Origin of the sequence: uncultured Marixanthomonas sp. (assembly GCF_963974425.1) — a bacterium.
Taxonomy (GTDB): domain Bacteria; phylum Bacteroidota; class Bacteroidia; order Flavobacteriales; family Flavobacteriaceae; genus Marixanthomonas.
Genome location: NZ_CAXBCK010000037.1, coordinates 19,451 through 37,992 on the forward strand (window position 1 = coordinate 19,451; position 18,542 = coordinate 37,992).

At 34.6% G+C, this 18,542-nt stretch carries 20 protein-coding genes; 12 read left to right on the top strand and 8 right to left on the bottom strand.

Annotated elements, in window-relative coordinates; translation table 11 throughout:
• Nucleotides 1-2: 2 nt before the first annotated feature.
• Nucleotides 3-479, bottom strand: coding sequence for a hypothetical protein (locus AACZ92_RS11490; protein ID WP_339701382.1), 477 nt, complete (start codon nucleotides 477-479; stop codon nucleotides 3-5).
• A 165-nt stretch (nucleotides 480-644) separates the two neighbouring features.
• Between AACZ92_RS11490 and ychF the strand changes: the two genes are divergently transcribed.
• The gene (ychF, locus tag AACZ92_RS11495; protein WP_339701385.1) at nucleotides 645-1,739 is read left to right on the top strand and encodes a redox-regulated ATPase YchF; all 1,095 of its coding nucleotides are present in this window, start codon (nucleotides 645-647) and stop codon (nucleotides 1,737-1,739) included.
• A 14-nt stretch (nucleotides 1,740-1,753) separates the two neighbouring features.
• On the opposite strand, the gene AACZ92_RS11500 is transcribed toward ychF, so the two are convergent.
• The 3 genes from AACZ92_RS11500 to AACZ92_RS11510 form a co-directional block, all read right to left on the bottom strand.
• The gene (locus tag AACZ92_RS11500) at nucleotides 1,754-2,575 is read right to left on the bottom strand and encodes a phosphatase PAP2 family protein (protein WP_339701388.1); all 822 of its coding nucleotides are present in this window, start codon (nucleotides 2,573-2,575) and stop codon (nucleotides 1,754-1,756) included.
• A 147-nt stretch (nucleotides 2,576-2,722) separates the two neighbouring features.
• Nucleotides 2,723-3,013 (bottom strand): chaperone modulator CbpM, encoded by a 291-nt coding sequence (locus AACZ92_RS11505; RefSeq protein WP_339701391.1) that lies wholly within the window; start codon nucleotides 3,011-3,013, stop codon nucleotides 2,723-2,725.
• Between the two features lie 2 nt (nucleotides 3,014-3,015).
• Entirely contained in the window at nucleotides 3,016-3,930 is a 915-nt protein-coding gene (locus tag AACZ92_RS11510; RefSeq protein WP_339701394.1) for a J domain-containing protein, read from the bottom strand.
• Between the two features lie 238 nt (nucleotides 3,931-4,168).
• Here AACZ92_RS11510 and AACZ92_RS11515 point away from each other — a divergent pair, with 238 nt between their 5' ends.
• Genes AACZ92_RS11515 through mscL form a run of 4 tightly spaced genes read left to right on the top strand, consistent with a single transcriptional unit; the run spans nucleotide 4,169 to nucleotide 9,604 of the window.
• Nucleotides 4,169-6,025 (top strand): DNA topoisomerase IV subunit B, encoded by a 1,857-nt coding sequence (locus tag AACZ92_RS11515; RefSeq protein WP_339701397.1) that lies wholly within the window; start codon nucleotides 4,169-4,171, stop codon nucleotides 6,023-6,025.
• Nucleotides 6,026-6,037: 12 nt separating this feature from the next.
• Nucleotides 6,038-6,478 (top strand): hypothetical protein, encoded by a 441-nt coding sequence (locus AACZ92_RS11520; RefSeq protein ID WP_339701400.1) that lies wholly within the window; start codon nucleotides 6,038-6,040, stop codon nucleotides 6,476-6,478.
• A gap of 40 nt (nucleotides 6,479-6,518) precedes the next feature.
• Nucleotides 6,519-9,161, top strand: coding sequence for a DNA gyrase/topoisomerase IV subunit A (locus AACZ92_RS11525; RefSeq protein WP_339701403.1), 2,643 nt, complete (start codon nucleotides 6,519-6,521; stop codon nucleotides 9,159-9,161).
• A 17-nt stretch (nucleotides 9,162-9,178) separates the two neighbouring features.
• Nucleotides 9,179-9,604, top strand: a complete 426-nt coding sequence (gene mscL / locus AACZ92_RS11530) for a large-conductance mechanosensitive channel protein MscL (protein ID WP_339701406.1) — start codon at nucleotides 9,179-9,181, stop codon at nucleotides 9,602-9,604.
• A 123-nt stretch (nucleotides 9,605-9,727) separates the two neighbouring features.
• Here the strand turns inward: mscL and AACZ92_RS11535 are convergent, their stop codons facing one another.
• Nucleotides 9,728-10,111 (bottom strand): DNA topoisomerase IV, encoded by a 384-nt coding sequence (locus AACZ92_RS11535; protein ID WP_339701409.1) that lies wholly within the window; start codon nucleotides 10,109-10,111, stop codon nucleotides 9,728-9,730.
• 96 nt (nucleotides 10,112-10,207) lie between these two features.
• Entirely contained in the window at nucleotides 10,208-10,609 is a 402-nt protein-coding gene (locus AACZ92_RS11540) for a helix-turn-helix transcriptional regulator (protein ID WP_339701412.1), read from the bottom strand.
• Between the two features lie 276 nt (nucleotides 10,610-10,885).
• On the opposite strand from AACZ92_RS11540, the gene AACZ92_RS11545 reads away from it, so the two are divergent.
• From AACZ92_RS11545 to AACZ92_RS11565, 5 genes are all read left to right on the top strand, one after another.
• Nucleotides 10,886-12,028: a M14 family zinc carboxypeptidase gene (locus tag AACZ92_RS11545; protein WP_339701415.1), complete on the top strand. Its 1,143-nt coding sequence runs from the start codon at nucleotides 10,886-10,888 to the stop codon at nucleotides 12,026-12,028.
• A gap of 58 nt (nucleotides 12,029-12,086) precedes the next feature.
• Complete coding sequence (locus AACZ92_RS11550; RefSeq protein WP_117160261.1) at nucleotides 12,087-12,569, top strand: winged helix-turn-helix transcriptional regulator; 483 nt, start codon at nucleotides 12,087-12,089, stop codon at nucleotides 12,567-12,569.
• Nucleotides 12,570-12,653: 84 nt separating this feature from the next.
• Nucleotides 12,654-13,166, top strand: a complete 513-nt coding sequence (locus AACZ92_RS11555; RefSeq protein ID WP_339701420.1) for a DinB family protein — start codon at nucleotides 12,654-12,656, stop codon at nucleotides 13,164-13,166.
• On the top strand, nucleotides 13,166-14,134 hold the full coding sequence (locus tag AACZ92_RS11560; RefSeq protein ID WP_339701423.1) for a YihY/virulence factor BrkB family protein: 969 nt from the start codon (nucleotides 13,166-13,168) through the stop codon (nucleotides 14,132-14,134). The genes AACZ92_RS11555 and AACZ92_RS11560 overlap by 1 nt, the downstream gene beginning before the upstream one ends.
• 96 nt (nucleotides 14,135-14,230) lie before the next feature.
• Complete coding sequence (locus AACZ92_RS11565; RefSeq protein ID WP_339701426.1) at nucleotides 14,231-14,779, top strand: type 1 glutamine amidotransferase domain-containing protein; 549 nt, start codon at nucleotides 14,231-14,233, stop codon at nucleotides 14,777-14,779.
• A 55-nt stretch (nucleotides 14,780-14,834) separates the two neighbouring features.
• Here AACZ92_RS11565 and AACZ92_RS11570 read toward each other — a convergent pair whose 3' ends face one another.
• Both AACZ92_RS11570 and aroB read right to left on the bottom strand, forming a co-directional pair.
• Complete coding sequence (locus AACZ92_RS11570) at nucleotides 14,835-15,131, bottom strand: hypothetical protein (RefSeq protein ID WP_339701429.1); 297 nt, start codon at nucleotides 15,129-15,131, stop codon at nucleotides 14,835-14,837.
• Nucleotides 15,132-15,205: 74 nt separating this feature from the next.
• Nucleotides 15,206-16,288, bottom strand: coding sequence for a 3-dehydroquinate synthase (gene aroB / locus AACZ92_RS11575; RefSeq protein ID WP_339701432.1), 1,083 nt, complete (start codon nucleotides 16,286-16,288; stop codon nucleotides 15,206-15,208).
• A gap of 161 nt (nucleotides 16,289-16,449) precedes the next feature.
• Between aroB and AACZ92_RS11580 the strand changes: the two genes are divergently transcribed.
• Both AACZ92_RS11580 and AACZ92_RS11585 read left to right on the top strand, forming a co-directional pair.
• Nucleotides 16,450-17,625, top strand: coding sequence for a proline dehydrogenase family protein (locus tag AACZ92_RS11580; RefSeq protein WP_339701435.1), 1,176 nt, complete (start codon nucleotides 16,450-16,452; stop codon nucleotides 17,623-17,625).
• Nucleotides 17,626-17,728: 103 nt separating this feature from the next.
• Nucleotides 17,729-18,478, top strand: a complete 750-nt coding sequence (locus AACZ92_RS11585) for a hypothetical protein (protein ID WP_339701439.1) — start codon at nucleotides 17,729-17,731, stop codon at nucleotides 18,476-18,478.
• Nucleotides 18,479-18,542 lie beyond the last annotated feature (64 nt).

Genomic DNA, 18,542 nt, shown 5'->3' on the forward strand with positions numbered 1-18,542 from the left:
TGTTAATCATCTTTTTTAAGCCTTGACATACCTTCTGGTCTACTTTCTAATTCCATACGGCGCTTTTCAAGCTTTTTTTGCATTTCCATCTTTTTTTCTTGAAGCATTTGGCGTTCTTTTTCTGCTTTTGCTTTTTGAGCAGCGATGGAGGCTTTTAGTTCTTCACTTTTCCTATTCATATTTTCCTGCATTTTCTCTGCATTTCCAGCATCAATAGAAACGTTGTCTGCAACTACTTTTTCAGTGTTGTCAGATTTTGAAGTAACAACTTTAGAGTTTTGATCTTCCTCAGTAGTTCCTTCCACCTTTACAACTTCATTATCCTCTTTTACTTCTTGAACCACTTTCGTGTCAACTTTTGTGTCTTTTACTGTTACTTTCTTAGTAACTGTTTCTTTTTGAACATTTTTGTTTTCTTGTGCGTTAACAGAAAATGTAACAAATAAAACAGTTATAATTGAATACAATACTTTTTTCATGATATCATTGATTGTTTGGTTAATACATTGTAAATCTAGGATATAATGTGTTAAAGTAAAGATAATGGGCAGCTAAAATTTTCCCATATTTTATTTATAAAAGGGGTTGATAAATTCTTCTAATTGTCCGTTAATAGTGTATATTTGCGCCCAAATTATATAAACATGAAAGCAGGAATTGTAGGATTACCAAACGTAGGTAAATCAACCCTTTTTAATTGTCTATCGAATGCCAAAGCACAAAGCGCTAACTTTCCGTTTTGTACTATTGAGCCTAATATTGGTGTGGTAAACGTTCCAGATAACAGATTGGTTAAATTGGAAGAATTGGTGAATCCACAACGAGTACTGCCAGCAACTGTTGAAATAGTTGATATTGCCGGTTTGGTAAAAGGAGCCAGCAAAGGTGAAGGTTTGGGGAATCAATTCTTAGGAAATATTCGAGAAACCGATGCTATTTTACACGTATTGCGTTGTTTTGACAATGATAATGTGGTTCATGTTGATGGAAATATCAATCCTGTTCGTGATAAAGAAACCATTGATATTGAATTGCAGCTGAAAGATCTTGAAACTACTGAAAAGAAACTAGATAAGGTAAAGAGAGCTGCTAGAACCGGAAATAAAGAAGCTCAGAAAGAAGAAACAGCTTTACTGAAAGTTAAAGAAGGATTGGAAGCTGGAATTTCAGTAAGAGCTATTGAGTTGACTGATTCGGAAAGAGAAGAATTTATTGACCAAATTCAGTTTATAACAGACAAGCCTGTTTTATACGTTTGCAATGTAGATGAAGATGCTGCGGTTTCTGGAAACGAATATGTAGAACAAGTAAGAGAAGCGGTTAAAGAAGAAAATGCTGAAGTGATTGTGTTAGCTGTAGGTACCGAAGCTGATATTACTGAACTAGAAACTTTCGAAGAACGCCAGATGTTCTTGGAAGACTTAGGTCTAGAAGAGCCTGGTTCAGCAAAATTGATTCGCAGTGCTTATAAATTACTAAATTTAGAAACCTATTTTACAGCAGGTGAAAAGGAAGTCCGAGCTTGGACTGTCCCAATAGGCTCTACCGCTCCACAAGCTGCAGGTGTCATCCATACCGATTTTGAAAAAGGATTTATCCGTGCTGAAGTGATTAAGTATAACGATTTTGTGATCTATGGAAGTGAAGCGAAAGTTCGTGATGCAGGAAAACTAGGAATAGAAGGGAAGGAATACATTGTTAAAGATGGAGATGTAATGCATTTTAGGTTTAATGTATAAAAGATTAAACTTTTCTAAAACGTCACTTGAATCCCAATACCTCTATAGACATCTCCAGTGGCAGACATTCCAGCGCTTGGGACTACTTCAATAACACTGTCATTTGTTTTGTGTAATTCTGGTACAAAATATCCAGTAATTGCCCCAAGACCATAGCCCAAAAGAGCATCTGTTAAAAAATGTTGTCCAGCTTTAATTCTAAAATATCCGACAGCAGCAGGTATTGTGGCCGCTCCAGCCCAAACCCAAACTTTTGCGGGGCTATCCGGATTAAAATCGCTATACACTTTTGCTGCAAAAAAGGTAGCAGTTGCTGCTGCTGCAATGTGACCCGAATAAAAAGATCGCTGACCATTGTTAATTAGTCTTCTTTCTAGGGAAACATTCTCATTATATACATATGGGCGAGACCTATTTACTAAACCAGCGGTAACTGTATATAAACCAGCTGTAGTGGAGAGGCTTTCTAAATACAAACCTAGTATTTGTGCGGTATGTTCGTTTACATTATCATCAAAAAGTAGTACAAAAGGAGATGCAAAAGACATAGCAAAAGGTATGTTACTTTGTCCAATAGCAGCCTCCGAATTATAACCTACAGCCCATTTATCAATAAAATTGATATCATCTTGGTTGTCAACTTCTCGTTGCAGTTCTGCTTCAGTGAGATCATCTTTTCCAATAATTAATGAATATCCTGTAACAGTTGTTCCTAATGCAGCACCAGTCCAAATTCCATCACGAACCCAATCCCATTCATAAGGAGAGTCTTTCGTTTGTGAAAAGGTTGTAAAACTGATCAATATTAACAGTAGAGTAGTTGCGGTTTTTTTCATAATTATTAAATATATATTATAATAAAACAACCTGTTTTCTTTTAACATTTTGTTAAATGGATTTTATAAAACTATTCAGAAATTTTTGCCAAATAATAGCGGTGCAATGATTTTATTAAGATTTTCTACTGCAAATTAGAAATTTATTTATTCGTAAAGTTTTAATCTATTTTTTAATTGAAACAGCTCGGTTTTCATCATGCGCATTCGTTTTACTAGGTTGTTCAAGGCATCAATTCCTTCTAGGTTAATACCAAGCTCTTTGTGCAGCCGAAACATACGTTCTATTTCAGTTATGTCATCTTCGGCAATTTCAGGCTCGTTTTTGGTTACCTTAACTTTAATAAAACCGTATTGCTCTAAAGATTGAATAAAATCACGATCTATATTCGTCTGTTTGCAATACGTGCTTACTTGTATATATTTAGAATGTGCCATAATTAACGTAATTTAGAAAGTTTGGTGAAGAGTTCTTTTTCTTCTTCAGAAAGGTTTTTAGGAAGCGTAACTTTATAAGTGATAAATAGATCGCCAAATGCCCCCTCATTTTTATACACCGGCATTCCTTTTTCTTTCAGTTTTACCTTGGTTCCGGTTTGGGTTTCGGGTTTGATAGTCAATTTTACTTTTCCCGTTAACGTATCAACAGTTTCTTTTCCTCCCAACAGTGCGGTGTACAAATCAATTTCATGAGTTTGATATAAATTTTTACCAACTCGTTTAAACTGAGTATTGTTAATAATTTCGAATGTAATGTAAAGATCGCCTTTGGGACCGCCACCAGCACCTTCTCCGCCATAACCTTTAATTTTAATTGATTGTCCGTCTTCAACTCCAACGGGTATGGTTAAGCGTATTTTCTTTTCGCCTAGGTTTATGGTTTGTTTTTGTGAAGTCAATATATCGGTAAGATTAAGGCGTAGAGTCGCGTTAAAATCTTGTCCTTTAAATTGGGCGTGGGTGCGTTGTCTTCCACCTGAAAAACCTCCTCCACCAAACATGGATTCAAAAAAGTCTGAAAATTGACTGTCATCAAAATTTCCGCCCCGTGAAGTGTAGGTGCGTTGTTGGCTACCACCAAAACCGCCAGAAGCTTGTTGTTTGCGTTGCGCTTCTTCATACGCATCAGCGTGCTCCCAATCTTTACCGTATTTGTCGTATTTCTTTCGTTTTTCAGGATCACTTAAAACCGCATTCGCTTCATTTATACGTTGAAACTTTTGCTGCGCTTCTTTATCATCCGGATTTATGTCGGGGTGATACTTACGCGCCAACTTACGATATGCTTTCTTTATTTCGGCTGCAGTTGTACCTTTGCTAAGCCCCAAAATTTTATAGTAATCAATAAATTCCATAGTCTGATTTCGAAATTTCTATTAAGTTATAAAAAACAATTTAAGTCATCTAAATGAACTCGTTTTTTTGTAATAATTTTAATATTTTCGACAACGGTAACAGGGTAGTAATGTTTCAGAAATTAGCAATTCAGATTTTACTAACAATGCCGTATAAATTATTGTTAATTACTTTCGCCTTTTCAGGTTTAAAAATTGATGCTTAAACCCTATATTTAGGGCATATTCAGGAAATTTTATGTCAGATACAAAATACACAGAAGATAATATTAGGTCGTTAGACTGGAAAGAGCACATCCGCATGCGTCCTGGAATGTATATTGGAAAATTAGGTGATGGTTCGTCTCCAGATGATGGTATTTATATATTGCTTAAAGAAGTGATAGATAACTGTGTGGACGAGTTTGTAATGGGTGCTGGTAAAACTATTGAGGTGCGCATAAAAGACCAAGAAGTAAAAGTTCGGGATTACGGTCGGGGCATTCCATTAGGGAAAGTAGTCGATGTGGTTTCAAAAATGAATACTGGTGGTAAATATGATACCCGTGCTTTTAAAAAATCTGTAGGATTAAATGGGGTTGGTACCAAGGCTGTAAATGCATTATCTGCTTTTTTTAAAGTAGAATCGGTACGTGATGGACAACACAAATCGGCAGAGTTTAGCCTAGGTGAGCTTAAAAACGACCCAGAAATTGAAGATTCTGGTAAACGAAAAGGTACTCGTATCGAATTTATACCCGATGAAGCTATTTTTAAAAACTTCAAGTACCGAAACGAATACGTAGAAAAAATGCTGAAAAACTACGTATACCTTAACCCAGGACTTACGATAGATTTTAACGGTGAAAAATTTAAATCTGAAAACGGACTTAAAGATCTTTTAGAAGATAAAATGTCCAAAGAAGACATGTTATACCCCATTATTCATTTAAAGGGAGAAGATATTGAAGTGGCTATTACCCACAGTAAAACCCAATATAGCGAAGAGTACCACAGTTTTGTAAACGGACAGAACACCACTCAAGGAGGTACACATCAAGCCGCTTTTAGGGAAAGTATTGTGAAGACTATTCGTGAATATTACGGTAAAAATTACGAGTCTAGCGATGTACGAAAATCAATTGTTTCGGCAATTAGCATTAAAGTAATGGAACCTGTTTTTGAAAGCCAGACCAAAACAAAATTAGGTTCTACCGATATGGGTGGAAATTTGCCAACTGTACGCACCTACATAAATGATTTTGTAAAAAAATATTTAGATAATTACCTACATAAAAACCCAGAAGTTGCTGATGCCATTCAGCGAAAAATAATTCAAGCCGAACGGGAACGTAAGGATTTAAAGGGCATTCGAAAATTAGCGCGTGATCGTGCTAAAAAAGCCAGTCTTCATAATAAAAAGCTAAGAGACTGTAGAGTGCATTTAGGCGATATGAAAAAAGAACGCCGCCTAGAAACAACGCTTTTTATTACCGAGGGGGATTCTGCGAGTGGTAGTATTACCAAAAGTCGTGACGTGAATACACAAGCTGTTTTTTCACTAAGAGGAAAGCCGCTCAATAGCTACAATATGAGCAAGAAGATTGTGTATGAAAATGAAGAATTTAATCTGTTGCAAGCTGCGTTGAATATAGAAGACTCAATGGAAGATCTTCGCTATAACAATATTGTAATTGCCACCGATGCCGATGTAGATGGAATGCACATTAGGTTGTTGTTAATTACGTTTTTTCTACAGTTTTTTCCTGAATTAATAAAGCAAGGCCATTTGTACATATTGCAAACTCCATTATTTAGGGTTCGTAATAAAAAAGAAACCATTTATTGTTATTCTCCCGAAGAAAAGAGAAACGCCCTTGAAAAATTGAAACCCAAACCTGAAACAACCCGATTTAAAGGATTGGGTGAAATTTCACCTGATGAATTTCAACATTTTATAGGTGATAACATTCGGTTGGACCCTGTGATGTTGGACAAAGCAATGAGCATTGATGAATTGCTAAAGTTTTATATGGGCAAAAACACTCCAGATAGGCAGGAGTTCATTATTGAAAACTTAAAAGTAGAGTTGGATGAAGTTGAACCAGCATCATAACAGCAACTTAAAATGAAGAAAGTAATACCTTTATTATTAAGTATCTTACTATTTATTTTTGCTTCCTGTAGTAAAGGCAACTATAGTGACTGTGCTCTTGTTTCTCCGGTAGAACCAGTAGCATTTATATCAATTGAAAATAGTGAAGGTGTTTCTCTTTTAGGCGAAGATAATGTATACAAACCTTCAGAAATAACATTGACAAGAGGTACGGATACGCTTTTTTTAGATTTTTCTGAAGGTAATGATAAAATGGCTATTGTTCTTTTTTTTGAGCAATTCGAATCTGAAAAAGACTATTCTTTGAACCTGAATGATGATGAAACCGATATACTAAACCTAAACTTAAAACTAAATCCAGGTAAATGTTTCGATGTACTATCGATTGAAAAATTTAAATTGAACGGCGAAGAAATACAGCCTGAAAACGGAGCGTATACTATTCAGAAATAAAAATTAAACCAATGCTGTGCGAGCAGCCCAATATTAATACATGGCGGAAGAAAATACCCCAAACGAAGAAGAATTAAACCCACAGGAGGAACCCACCGAAAATAGTGAAACCATCACGAAAGTCACGGGTATGTACCGCGACTGGTTTTTAGATTATGCCAGTTATGTGATTTTGGAGCGTGCTGTTCCTGCGATAGAAGACGGTTTTAAACCTGTACAACGGCGCATCATGCATTCCATGAAAGATTTGGATGATGGCCGTTATAACAAAGTTGCCAATATTGTAGGACATACCATGCAGTATCACCCTCACGGTGATGCCAGTATTGCCGATGCGATGGTGCAAATTGGTCAAAAAGACCTCTTGATTGACACCCAAGGTAACTGGGGAAATATTTTAACAGGAGACCGGGCAGCAGCTTCCCGATATATTGAAGCACGACTTTCAAAATTTGCCTTAGATGTAGTTTATAACCCAAAAATAACCGGATGGCAAGCTTCGTATGATGGTCGTAAAAAAGAGCCGATTAATTTACCGGTAATGTTTCCGTTATTGTTAGCTCAAGGAGCTGAAGGTATTGCAGTGGGGCTTTCTACAAAGGTACTACCACATAATTTTATTGAGTTAATTGATGCTTCAGTTAAACACCTGCAAGGAAAACGTTTCCAGTTAGTTCCCGATTTTCCAACGGGAGGAATTATGGACGCAACGGACTATAAAGATGGGGTTCGCGGGGGTAAAATAAGAAGCCGTGCAAAAATAAGTCAATACGATAAAAACATACTGGTTATTACCGAAATACCGTATGCGACCACAACTTCTTCTTTAATCGACTCCATTTTAAAAGCCAATGAAAAAGGAAAGATAAAAGTTAAGAAAATTGAAGATAATACGGCTGCCGAAGTGGAGATATTGGTACATATTCCAAATGGTATTTCACCGGACAAGACGATTGATGCGTTATATGCTTTTACCAGTTGTGAAAACTCCGTATCACCCTTAGGTTGTGTTATTGAAGACAATAAACCACTGTTTGTAGGGGTTTCTGAAATGCTCCGTCGTTCTACCGATAGAACTGTAGAACTACTTAAAAGTGAGTTGGAAATCAAACTCGATGAATATGAAGAACAATGGCATTTTGCTTCCTTAGAGCGAATTTTCATTGAAAATAGAATCTATCGTGATATTGAAGAAGAAGAAACATGGGAAGGCGTAATTAAGGCAATTGACGAAGGATTAAAGCCGCATATTAAGCATTTAAAACGCGCCGTGACCGAAGAAGATATCGTCCGGTTAACCGAAATTAGAATTAAGCGAATTTCAAAATTTGATATTGATAAAGCACAACAAAAAATTGATGCGCTGGAAGATAACATTGCTGAAATAAAGCATCACTTAAACAATCTTATTGAGTACGCAATAGATTACTTTAAACGGCTTAAAAAGGATTATGGTGAAGGAAAAGAGCGTAAAACTGAAATTCGTGTTTTTGAAGATATTGAAGCCACAAAAGTTGTAATTAGAAACACAAAACTATATGTAAATAGGGAAGAAGGTTTTATTGGTACAAGTCTTCGTCGTGACGAATATGTTACTGATTGTAGTGATATTGATGACATCATCTGTTTTACTGAAGAAGGAAAGATGGTAGTCACGAAAGTTGATACAAAGACTTTTATCGGTAAAAATATTATTCACGTAGCTGTCTTTAAAAAGAAAGACAAACGACGTATTTACAATATGATTTACCGCGACGGAAAAAACGGAACTACGTATGTAAAACGCTTTTCAGTCACTTCGATGACGCGCGATCGTGATTATGACCTTACACAAGGCAACAAAGGAAGTAAAGTGCTATATTTTACTGCAAACCCTAATGGCGAGGCCGAAGTGGTCACAATCCTTTTAAGACAAAAAGGAAACATTAAAAAATTAAAATTCGATCTTGATTTTGCTGATCAAAATGTAAAAGGAAGAAACTCTAAAGGAAATATTGTTACAAAGTATCCTGTTAAACGAGTTGAATTGAAGGAAAAAGGGCTTTCTACTTTAAAACCCAGAAAAATTTGGTTTGACGAAACTGTTAAACGACTTAATATGGATGACAGAGGCGAACTATTAGGGCAGTTTAGAAGTGAAGATAGGTTGCTGATTGTAAACCAAGATGGAACTGTTAAAACGGCGGTACCTGAACTTACGCTACGTTTCGATGACGATATGATCGTACTTGAAAAATGGGAGCCTAAAAAACCGCTCTCTGCTATTTATTGGGATGGCGAAAAAGAACTGTTTTACGTAAAACGCTTTTTAGTAGAAAATCCTGACAAAGAAGAAGTGATTATTTCAGACCATCCAAAGTCTTATCTCGAAAAAATATTCACGGAGTATCGTCCTATGGCCGAAGTAGTTTTTGTGAAGCAACGTGGGAAAGAACGGGAAGATAATTTAGAACTGAACTTGGAAGAATTTATCGCTATTAAAGGCATAACAGCTTTAGGAAACCAATTAACTAAAGAAAAAGTCCTTGAAATTAACACATTAGATGCGTTGCCTTACAACCCTCCGAAAGAGGTTTCTACGAAAGATATAGATGTAATTGATGAAGAAGCTGTTTCAGAAGGGGGAAATGATTTAGATGGAGAAGGTGATGATGGAGAAGGACAAACTTCTTTGTTTGAATAAATAAAATTAGAGCATTCATGGCAAGTTTATATCAAGAGTTTAAAAATTTTGCTATAAAAGGCAATATGATCGATATGGCGGTCGGGATCATTATTGGTACCGCCTTTAATAATGTGGTTAGTACATTGGTGAAAAAAGTGGTGATGCCGCCGCTTTCTTTACTTACTGATGATGTTAGATTGGGCGATAAAAAATACATTCTTCGTCAAGCTGCCGAAGGAGTTGATGAAGTCGCTATTGGTTATGGAGAGCTTATGGAGGTTTTAATTGATTTCCTTATTATAGCTTTTACAATTTTCGTGGTCATCAAGTTTATTAATCGCTTTAAGAAAAAATCTGAAGACCCTAAAAATAAAACGGTGGAAACCCCTAAAAACATTGAGTTACTTTCCAATATTGAAAAGTTAATGGAGGAACAAAATGCTATGTTAAAAGAGAAATGATGCTAGATGCACGCTGACAGTTGCTTGACGAATGCTGCTGGGTGTTGATTTCTCGCGATGTCACAAAGATGCTAGTAGAATGGGTTAGAAACGTTTTTAATTCTACTGCTTACTGTCTACTGCCTACTTAACACTACTTTCTACCTTAGTAGCAGTTCCTTTTTGTTTTTTTTCTTGTCCCACAATATTGTATTCAAAAGTATATTCATCGCCATCAGTAGTTAAAATTTTCATGTGAATGGCCTTTTCTTCAGCACGATTTTTAGGGTTAATTTTCTGCACAATGTATTCACAATCATTAATCCATCGTACGCTTGATGTATCTGCTTTTCCTTGATAGTAGTCTATTTCTATCGAGTCGTTACGCATAAAAGTGGTTGTCTCAAGCTCAGTGCCCACTAATGCTTTAAACTCAAAAGTTCCATTTTTAAATTTTTTGCAGTTTCTTTCAGGCTGATAGCAGCCAGCTAAAATAAATAACAGGAAAATTGAGGAGAGTAAACGCATAAAATTAGTTTCTATGCAAATTTCCGCATTTTAAAACAATTTCGAAATGCTTTATTAAGAATTATTAGTAGATAATTGCTGATAAAATAGGGGCTTTTAATTTTCGTAGGCTTTAAAGCTTCCATCTTTATAGAAAATCACGATTTTATCTATTTCAGTTTCTTTGCCAAGCGTATCCTCTTCACGAAAAGTTTCTTTAGGTATATTACTTATTGAACTCTTTTTTATATCAACAACTGGTTTTTCGTTTTCTTTTTGTGTAGGGAAGGAGCCTTTACCATTTAGCAACCAATATAATTCTACTTCTGGAAATTTCTGAACAACTTGCATAACAAATTCTAAACTGGGTTTATTTCTACCCGAAAGTAAATGCGAAATAGTAGAGCGGTTAAAGTCTATCGCTTCAGAAAAAGCAGTAGCAGATAACCCATAAAAATCCATGATTTTTTCAAGCCTTTTAGTAAAATCTTCACTGTTTACCATTGTAACGTAATTCAAAACATTCTATCGTTTACAAATGTAAAATATTACGATAACAACACCAAATTAAACATTGTAAAAGCTTGTTCGTGCTAAAGTGTAAGATTATATAACGACACATAAGTAACTGATATTATGATATTTGTATGTTTATACATGAATGAATGTTAAATTAACTTGAACCACATCGGTTTAAAGCAGTTATTTGTTTACAAGTGTACCCATATTTAAATATATTTTTTGTTTACGGTTGTAAACAAAGGGTTGTTTAACTTTGTCAACAGAATTAAAGTTATGACAATAGAAGAAGCATATCAATCCTATTTCTTAGCTCCTGTTAAAGGACGTTACATTACCTTAAAAGATGTAATGCCGCTTATAAAAAACAATTCAGAAATTGTAATTTATAAAACGGTGGTTTCAGAAAAAGGAAAAGAAATTCCTGTTTTAAAAATTGGAAATGGAGCTAAAAAGGTTTTGGCCTGGTCACAAATGCATGGAAATGAATCGACGACCACAAAAGCTGTTTTAGACTTTTTAAAATTTATCGATCAAAAAGAACTGTTTCAGAAAGAAAAAAAACATTTTTTAAGCACGTATACGCTTTACCTAGTTCCTATATTAAATCCTGATGGCGCTGAGGCTTATACTCGAGAAAATGCTAATAAAGTCGATTTAAACCGGGATGCGTTGAACCTGACTCAAAAAGAAAGCCAGCATTTGCACGATCTTTTTAACGAAATAAAGCCGGCTTTATGTTTAAACCTTCACGACCAGCGCACCATATATGGACTGGATAACAATAAAACCGCCACCATATCATTTTTAGCACCCTCTGCCGATAAAGATCGTACAATTACAAAGGCACGCCAAACTGCAATGGGACTTATAGTAAAGATGAGCAATGTGTTGCAAAAGTATATTCCTGGTCAAATAGGGCGCTATGACGACTCCTTTAATATTAATTGCGTAGGGGATCGTTTTACCGCTTCTGGAGTACCAACTATTTTATTTGAAGCAGGACATTATCAAAACGATTATCAACGGGAAAAAACACGGGAGTATATTTTTTATGCCTTTTTAGAGCTGTTTGATATTACTTCAGAAGGGAATAAAGCTTTAGATTACAATGGTTATTTTGGTATTCCTGAAAACAAAAAAAATTTTTGGGATATTATTTTGAGAAATGCACAAGTAGAACAAGAAAAAGATTCAGTATCTATTGCAATTCAATATAAAGAAGAACTTATTAATAAAAAAATTCAGTTAATCCCTATTATAAAAGAAGTTAGCGGTTTAATGAATTACAACGGACATAAAGAAATCGATCTTTGTTATGAGGAAATATTAATAAATTCTCAACAAAAAGTTGTTATTAACGAAGAAGTTTTAACAATTCATTATAAAAATAATGCTAAAGAAATTATTTTTCAATAAATGTGTTCTTTTTTTATGAAAAACTTACTATTTTTGCACTCCAAAAAAATAAAGAGCTATGGCAAAATTTAAATTAGACGAAACAGATCACAAAATTCTTGATATGCTTATCGAGAATACACGAACAGCTTTTACTGACATCGCAAAAAAATTAGGAATTTCTGCAGGAACAGTACATGTACGCGTTAAAAAAATGGAAGATGCAGGATTTATTACAGGATCTTCACTTAAATTGGATTATAAAAAATTAGGATATTCCTTTATAGCATACGTTGGTGTATTTCTTCAAAAAACATCGCAAACACAATTTGTGTTAGAGCGTATTAACGAAATCCCTTTTGTAACTGTTGCTCACGTTACTACGGGCAAGTTCAATATTTTCTGTAAAATTAGAGCAAAAGATACTAGTCATGCTAAAAATATTATTTATCAAATAGATGATATTGAGGGTGTTACACGCACTGAAACAATGATTTCATTGGAAGAAAGTATTAATGATAAAAAACGATTAATGCATTCTATTTTTATGGATATAAAATAAAAATAGTATCAATATTATAATTTAGTTAACCCTTTGTTTTAATGCAAAGGGTTTTTTTATCTTTAATATTTAAAACAAGATTTTATGGAAACGACAATACCAACATCTCATTACCATCCCTATTTTAAAAGGTATATAGATTTAGTTGTTGAGCATCCATTAAAAAAAGCTTTAAAATTAGGGATGATAGAATGCAAAAGGTTTTATAAATCACTACCCGAAGATGTTTGGAGTTATCAATATGCAGAAGGAAAATGGACGCCAAAGGAAATCTTGTTGCATGTAATAGATACCGAACGTGTTTTTAGTTACCGTGCTTTACAAATAGCTCGATCTAACCAGGTAAAATTAAGAGGTTATGACGAAAATCTTTTTGCAAAGAACTCCAATGCTAATAATCGTACAATTAAAAGCTTAATAAACGAGTATATGGGGGTACGTGAAGCTACGATAGCACTTTTTAAAAGTTTTTCTGAAGATATACTGAATAAAATCGGAACTGCAGATGATAAACCACTGTCTGTTATAGCAGCAGGATTTATTATTTGTGGGCACGAATTGCATCACATAAATATCATAAAAGAACGATATATATAATGAAGTTCTTTAAATTTTTAAAAGAAACGTATATAAGTTGGGATAAAAACGATCCATGGGCAAAAAGTGCTGTAATTGCGTACTATGCTTTGTTTTCATTACCTTCTTTATTGATGATAACAGTTCATTTTGCCGGTATATTTTACGGTGGTGAGGCTGTACAAGGAAGAATAACAAGCGAAATAGGAGGTTTAATAGGGCAGGGGAGTGCTGAAGCAATCGAAACCATGATTTCCAATGCAGCTCTTGAAGATAGTTCGTTAATTACCATTATTATTGGAGTTGGAATGTTGATTTTTGCAGCAACAGGTGTCTTTTTTCAGCTTCAAAAAGCGCTAAACAATATTTGGAGCGTACGCGCCAAGGAAGAAGGATTTATGAATATGCTCAAAAGAAGAGCTACATCCTTTGGAGTGGTCTTGGCTATTGGATTGTTACTCCTAATAACCTTATTTATTTCAGCTGCGATTTCAGCTCTAAGTAATTATGTAAGTGATTATTACTCTGAAGCTTCTACGGTTATGGTAAACGTTTTAAATTTCTTAATATCACAGATATTTATTACAGCTTTATTTGCTTCTATATTCACTATTTTACCCGATGTGAAGATTAAATGGAAAACAACTATTTTAGGTGCTTTTTTAACATCATTGTTATTTCTAGTAGGAAAATATTTAATCGGATTTTACTTTTCGCAATCTAATCCAGCGTCGGTATATGGAGCTGCTGGAAGCGTTGTTCTTATTTTACTTTGGGTTTACTATACCTGTCTTATTCTATTTTTTGGAGCCGAATTGACTGTAAACTGGGCGCTGTATCGAAATATTAAAATATCTCCTACCAAACACGCTACATTATCATATGAAAAAGAACTTGAAGAGCTTAGAGCCTACAAGAACAAATTAAAAGAAGACCATAATAAAGCAAAATCCCTAAAGAATAATACAGATAGCTCTAACGAACTTTAACGATGTTTTAATAGAACATTAATACCAATCATTTGTGAGCCCTTGTCCATACTAGTATCTTAGTATAAAAGAAAAATTAATAAAAACAAAAAAATTATGGACAAGAGAATAGCAATTATTGCAACAGACGGTTTTGAAGAATCTGAATTAAAATCACCCAAAGAGGCGATGGAAAAAGAAGGCTTTACCGTTGATATCGTTAGCGAAAATACTGGAAGCATTAAAGCGTGGGATAACGGAAATTGGAGCAATGAATATAATGTAGATAAAACACTTGATAGTGTAAATGCGAATCAATATAATGCACTAGTTGTGCCAGGTGGAGTGATAAACCCTGACAAACTTCGTAGAAATGAAAACGCATTAAACTTTGTTAAAGACTTTTTTGCACAAAAAAAACCAGTCGCAGCAATTTGCCACGGCCCTCAAATATTGATTTCTGCAGATGTAGTGAAGGGAAGAAAAATGACTTCCTTTAATTCTATCAAAGATGATTTGATTAATGCAGGAGCTAATTGGGTAGACGAAGAAGTAGTTGTAGATGAAGGATTCGTTACTAGTAGAAACCCAGATGATTTACCAGCATTCAATTCAAAATTAATTGAAGAAATTAAAGAAGGTAAGCATGAATTACAACACGCTTAAAAACAGACTGAAATATAAAAAAGAGGCGGAATTTCCGCCTCTTTTTTTGTGTTACCTATTCCTCTTCATCACCAGAAAGTGACTTTTCGGGGATTTCGCTTATTGGTTCGGTATAATCTTCAACATCGTAATCATCCTCTTCAAATTTTGCCATGGTATCTTCAAGCCGTGAACTTACTTTTACCAAATAGATTGAGTCTTCCGTACGTACTTCAACAGCATCCACCGTTTCATTTTTTGCATTTTTAAATCGTATTACGTGGTCGTCATCATACCCATCAGGATATTTTTCAACTAATAACGATAGTATTTCTGGGGTCAATTTTTTAAAATCTACAATAACTCGTTTCATTGCGTTTACTGTTGTTGGGTTGTGTATTTATAGTTTCAAAAATAAAAGAGTTATTGGTATTTAAAAACTAATTTTTAAATTTTTTCATAATAATTAAAGGCGTCACGAATTACGTCATTAGGTACCGTACAATTTATTTTGTAATCGCCTATATCATTTAGTAATACAAAATAGATAACTCCTCCACTGTTCTTTTTATCAAAAATCAATAAGTTTATTATCTCTTCGATGGCTTCTGTGCTAAATACTACTTTTTTAAACTTAGCTAGTATCATAGTGGATATTTCATCTAATTTTTTCTTCGGAAAGGAGCAGAGCCTATGCGAAATATAGTTTGCTAGTATCATTCCAATAGCAATAGCTTCTCCGTGTAGCAATTCTTTTTTAGAAGTATCTTTGGCCGAAACATCCATAAAGTACGATTCAATGGCGTGACCAAGCGTATGGCCATAGTTTAAGGTTTTTCTTCTACTTTTTTCAAAAGGATCTTCTGTTACTACTTTGTTTTTAATTAATACAGACTCCCAAATTAGGTTGCTTGCTTTAATTTTATCAAATACGTCAAAATGTTGTACGTTATTCCAATATTCTTCAGAATAAATTAAACCGTGTTTTAGCATTTCTGCCAAACCAGAAGTTATATGTGGTTTTGGTAGCGTTTTTAAAAATTCAGTATCAATAATTACTTGTACTGGGTTTTTTATAACTCCAACTTGGTTTTTTAAGCTTCCAAGATCAACCCCGTTTTTACCACCAACCGAAGCATCGACCATAGCCAATAGGGAAGTGGGGATGTTAATAAATGAAATACCTCGTTTAAAGGTGCAAGCCACAAAACCACCAAGATCTGTAACCACACCACCGCCTAAATTAATAAGCAGGCTATTGCGGTCGGCTCCTTTTTCAGAAAGTTTGTTCCACAGTGTAACACAAGTTGCTATATTTTTATGGATTTCTCCTGCCGAAATGGTAAGCACTTCGGGTTGTTTGTCAAATTGAGTTTTACTTAAAAAATAGGGGAGACAGTGCTGTTTTGTGTTTTCATCGGTTAGAATAAATGTTTTTGTGGGGTTTAGATCTTTTATTTGGTTTATAAAAGCATTCCAAGCATTTTCATCACCATAAACAGATCCTTCATTTTTCTTAATTTCTTTCATATTTAAAAAGTTAGCTAACCACTGTACTTTCCTTTGTTTCAGAAGGTTGATGTTAATCGTGTTCTGTTACAACTAAATTATAATGTTTTATGTGGTAAAAAGTGATTTTCAGCTGTTTTTATAGTGCCAAATCTAACTATATTTGCGCACATTATTTTTATATGGAAACGAATTTACTTTTCAATAATACGGAAATCGCGTTTCAGCTAAAGTCTGATGCTGAAGTGGAGCGCGCATACTTCTTGTTTAAGATGATTGCAAACGAACCTCTAGTACGTATAGGTACAGCAGTTACTAAGTTTGCCTTGAATATTAATCTTCCTGTTGAGGGTTTAATTCGTTCTACCGTATTCGATCATTTTTGCGGTGGTGTAAGTGAAGAAGACTGTATGAATACAGTTGATGCTTTATTTAAAGCAAATGTGCATTCAGTATTAGATTATTCGGTAGAAGGGCAAGAAGACGAAGCACAGTTTGATAAAACAATGAATAAGATTGTTGAACTTACCAGCTTTGCTCAAAACAAAGAAGCGATGCCTTTCTCAGTATTTAAACCAACCGGTTTAGGTCGCTTTGAAATATGGCGTAAAAAAACCGAAAACAAATCGCTTACCAAAGAAGAAGAAGCCGAGTGGGATCGAATTGTAAGTCGTTATGAAACGGTTTGTAAAGCAGCCGATGAATGCGGTGTTTCTCTTTTAGTCGATGCTGAAGAATCCTGGATGCAAGATGCTGCAGATGAATTGTGCGAGCAGATGATGGAAAAGTATAATACAAAACGAGTTGTTATCTTTAACACCTTGCAATGCTATCGATGGGATAGAGAAGAGTATTTGCATAAGCTTCATAAAAAAGCAAAAGAAAAGGGGTTTAGATTAGGCTTTAAAGTAGTTCGTGGTGCATATATGGAGAAAGAAAATGAACGAGCTGAAGAGGAGCAATACCCAACACCCATTTGCGAAAGTAAACAAGCAACTGACGATAATTTTAATCAAGTTACTCGATATATCTTAGATCACTTGGAGGATATTACCTTGTACATAGGTACACATAATGAAGTAAGTTGTTATTTAGCGATGGAAATCATGAAAACAAAAGAGCTTGAAAAAAGTGATGAGCGTGTATGGTTTGGACAATTATACGGTATGAGTGACAATATAAGCTACAACTTAGCAAGTGAGGGATTTAATGTTTCAAAATATATGCCTTTTGGCCCGGTAAAAGAGGTCATGCCTTATTTAATACGTCGCGCTGAAGAAAACCCCTCTGTAGCAGGGCAAACCAGCCGTGAACTTATTCTACTGAAAAACGAACGCAAACGACGCGGAATTTTTTAAAGACTGTATTAAGTCAACCACTTCAAAAAGTGTATTTTAGCATTGTATCGATATATAAGATATAAACACAATAGTGTTTATAGTTGTGTTGCCAGTAATTTGAATGAAACAAATATTTTTAATCATATCAATCTTTTTTGCTTTGAATTTGTTCGGACAAAACCCCGATATCAAAAATTTGATTGACCAAATTGCTGATTGTGAAGTTCCAGAAAATTTTGAATATTATTTTTTAGTCCCAGAAAGCTTGGAAAAACCGAAAATTTATGATTCGCTTCAAAACTATCAGATTAGAGAACTAAAAATGATTGACAAAAACTTTCCTGTTAATCTGATTTATGAGAAGTCTGATAAAACTTTAAACTGGAGCAACTATGATTTTAAAAATGTAAAATACGTTCCCGATGAACGAATACAACAGACTTCGCCACCAACAAGCAAGAAAGTCAGATTTGTCAAATACAATATTGAACAAAAGGAATATGATAGTCTTACAAAAAATAGAGAACCTCATACGCTTATTGTCCGGAAAAAATGGTTTTGGAACAAAAACAAGATTTGGGATAACGACAAATTTCACGCTGAATTGAAAAAAGCTTGGCGGATTGACAGAGAAAGTAATATTGAGGAAAAAGTTTATTTTCAATTTTCCAAACCGATTTTTTCAAAAGACAGTAAGTATGCGAGAGTTTCGGTATTTAAAAACTGGCGCTGTAAAGGACGTGGATTTACTGCACTTTACAAAAACGATGACGGTAACTGGAAAAAGCTAATTGAATTTAATGGAATAGCTCGCCAAGTTTCAATGACCCATTCAAGTTGTGAAGATATTTCAATTTGGTTTGATGAATAAAAAACTACTGGCAACAATGGTAACCGTTGCACAACCCCATGATTTTTATAAAACTGAGCTAAGA

Excerpts from the sequence above, each read along its gene's own strand:
- mscL (WP_339701406.1), top strand. The coding sequence starts at position 9,179 with ATGGCAAGTTTATATCAAGAGTTTAAAAATTTTGCTATAAAAGGCAAT.
- AACZ92_RS11570 (WP_339701429.1), bottom strand. The coding sequence starts at position 15,131 with ATGAAACGAGTTATTGTAGATTTTAAAAAATTGACCCCAGAAATACTA.
- AACZ92_RS11525 (WP_339701403.1), top strand. The coding sequence starts at position 6,519 with ATGGCGGAAGAAAATACCCCAAACGAAGAAGAATTAAACCCACAGGAG.
- AACZ92_RS11545 (WP_339701415.1), top strand. The coding sequence starts at position 10,886 with ATGACAATAGAAGAAGCATATCAATCCTATTTCTTAGCTCCTGTTAAA.
- AACZ92_RS11565 (WP_339701426.1), top strand. The coding sequence starts at position 14,231 with ATGGACAAGAGAATAGCAATTATTGCAACAGACGGTTTTGAAGAATCT.
- AACZ92_RS11505 (WP_339701391.1), bottom strand. The coding sequence starts at position 3,013 with ATGGCACATTCTAAATATATACAAGTAAGCACGTATTGCAAACAGACG.
- AACZ92_RS11515 (WP_339701397.1), top strand. The coding sequence starts at position 4,169 with ATGTCAGATACAAAATACACAGAAGATAATATTAGGTCGTTAGACTGG.
- AACZ92_RS11535 (WP_339701409.1), bottom strand. The coding sequence starts at position 10,111 with ATGCGTTTACTCTCCTCAATTTTCCTGTTATTTATTTTAGCTGGCTGC.
- AACZ92_RS11560 (WP_339701423.1), top strand. The coding sequence starts at position 13,166 with ATGAAGTTCTTTAAATTTTTAAAAGAAACGTATATAAGTTGGGATAAA.
- AACZ92_RS11555 (WP_339701420.1), top strand. The coding sequence starts at position 12,654 with ATGGAAACGACAATACCAACATCTCATTACCATCCCTATTTTAAAAGG.
- AACZ92_RS11500 (WP_339701388.1), bottom strand. The coding sequence starts at position 2,575 with ATGAAAAAAACCGCAACTACTCTACTGTTAATATTGATCAGTTTTACA.
- aroB (WP_339701432.1), bottom strand. The coding sequence starts at position 16,288 with ATGAAAGAAATTAAGAAAAATGAAGGATCTGTTTATGGTGATGAAAAT.
- AACZ92_RS11585 (WP_339701439.1), top strand. The coding sequence starts at position 17,729 with ATGAAACAAATATTTTTAATCATATCAATCTTTTTTGCTTTGAATTTG.
- AACZ92_RS11520 (WP_339701400.1), top strand. The coding sequence starts at position 6,038 with ATGAAGAAAGTAATACCTTTATTATTAAGTATCTTACTATTTATTTTT.
- AACZ92_RS11490 (WP_339701382.1), bottom strand. The coding sequence starts at position 479 with ATGAAAAAAGTATTGTATTCAATTATAACTGTTTTATTTGTTACATTT.
- AACZ92_RS11510 (WP_339701394.1), bottom strand. The coding sequence starts at position 3,930 with ATGGAATTTATTGATTACTATAAAATTTTGGGGCTTAGCAAAGGTACA.
- ychF (WP_339701385.1), top strand. The coding sequence starts at position 645 with ATGAAAGCAGGAATTGTAGGATTACCAAACGTAGGTAAATCAACCCTT.
- AACZ92_RS11550 (WP_117160261.1), top strand. The coding sequence starts at position 12,087 with ATGGCAAAATTTAAATTAGACGAAACAGATCACAAAATTCTTGATATG.
- AACZ92_RS11580 (WP_339701435.1), top strand. The coding sequence starts at position 16,450 with ATGGAAACGAATTTACTTTTCAATAATACGGAAATCGCGTTTCAGCTA.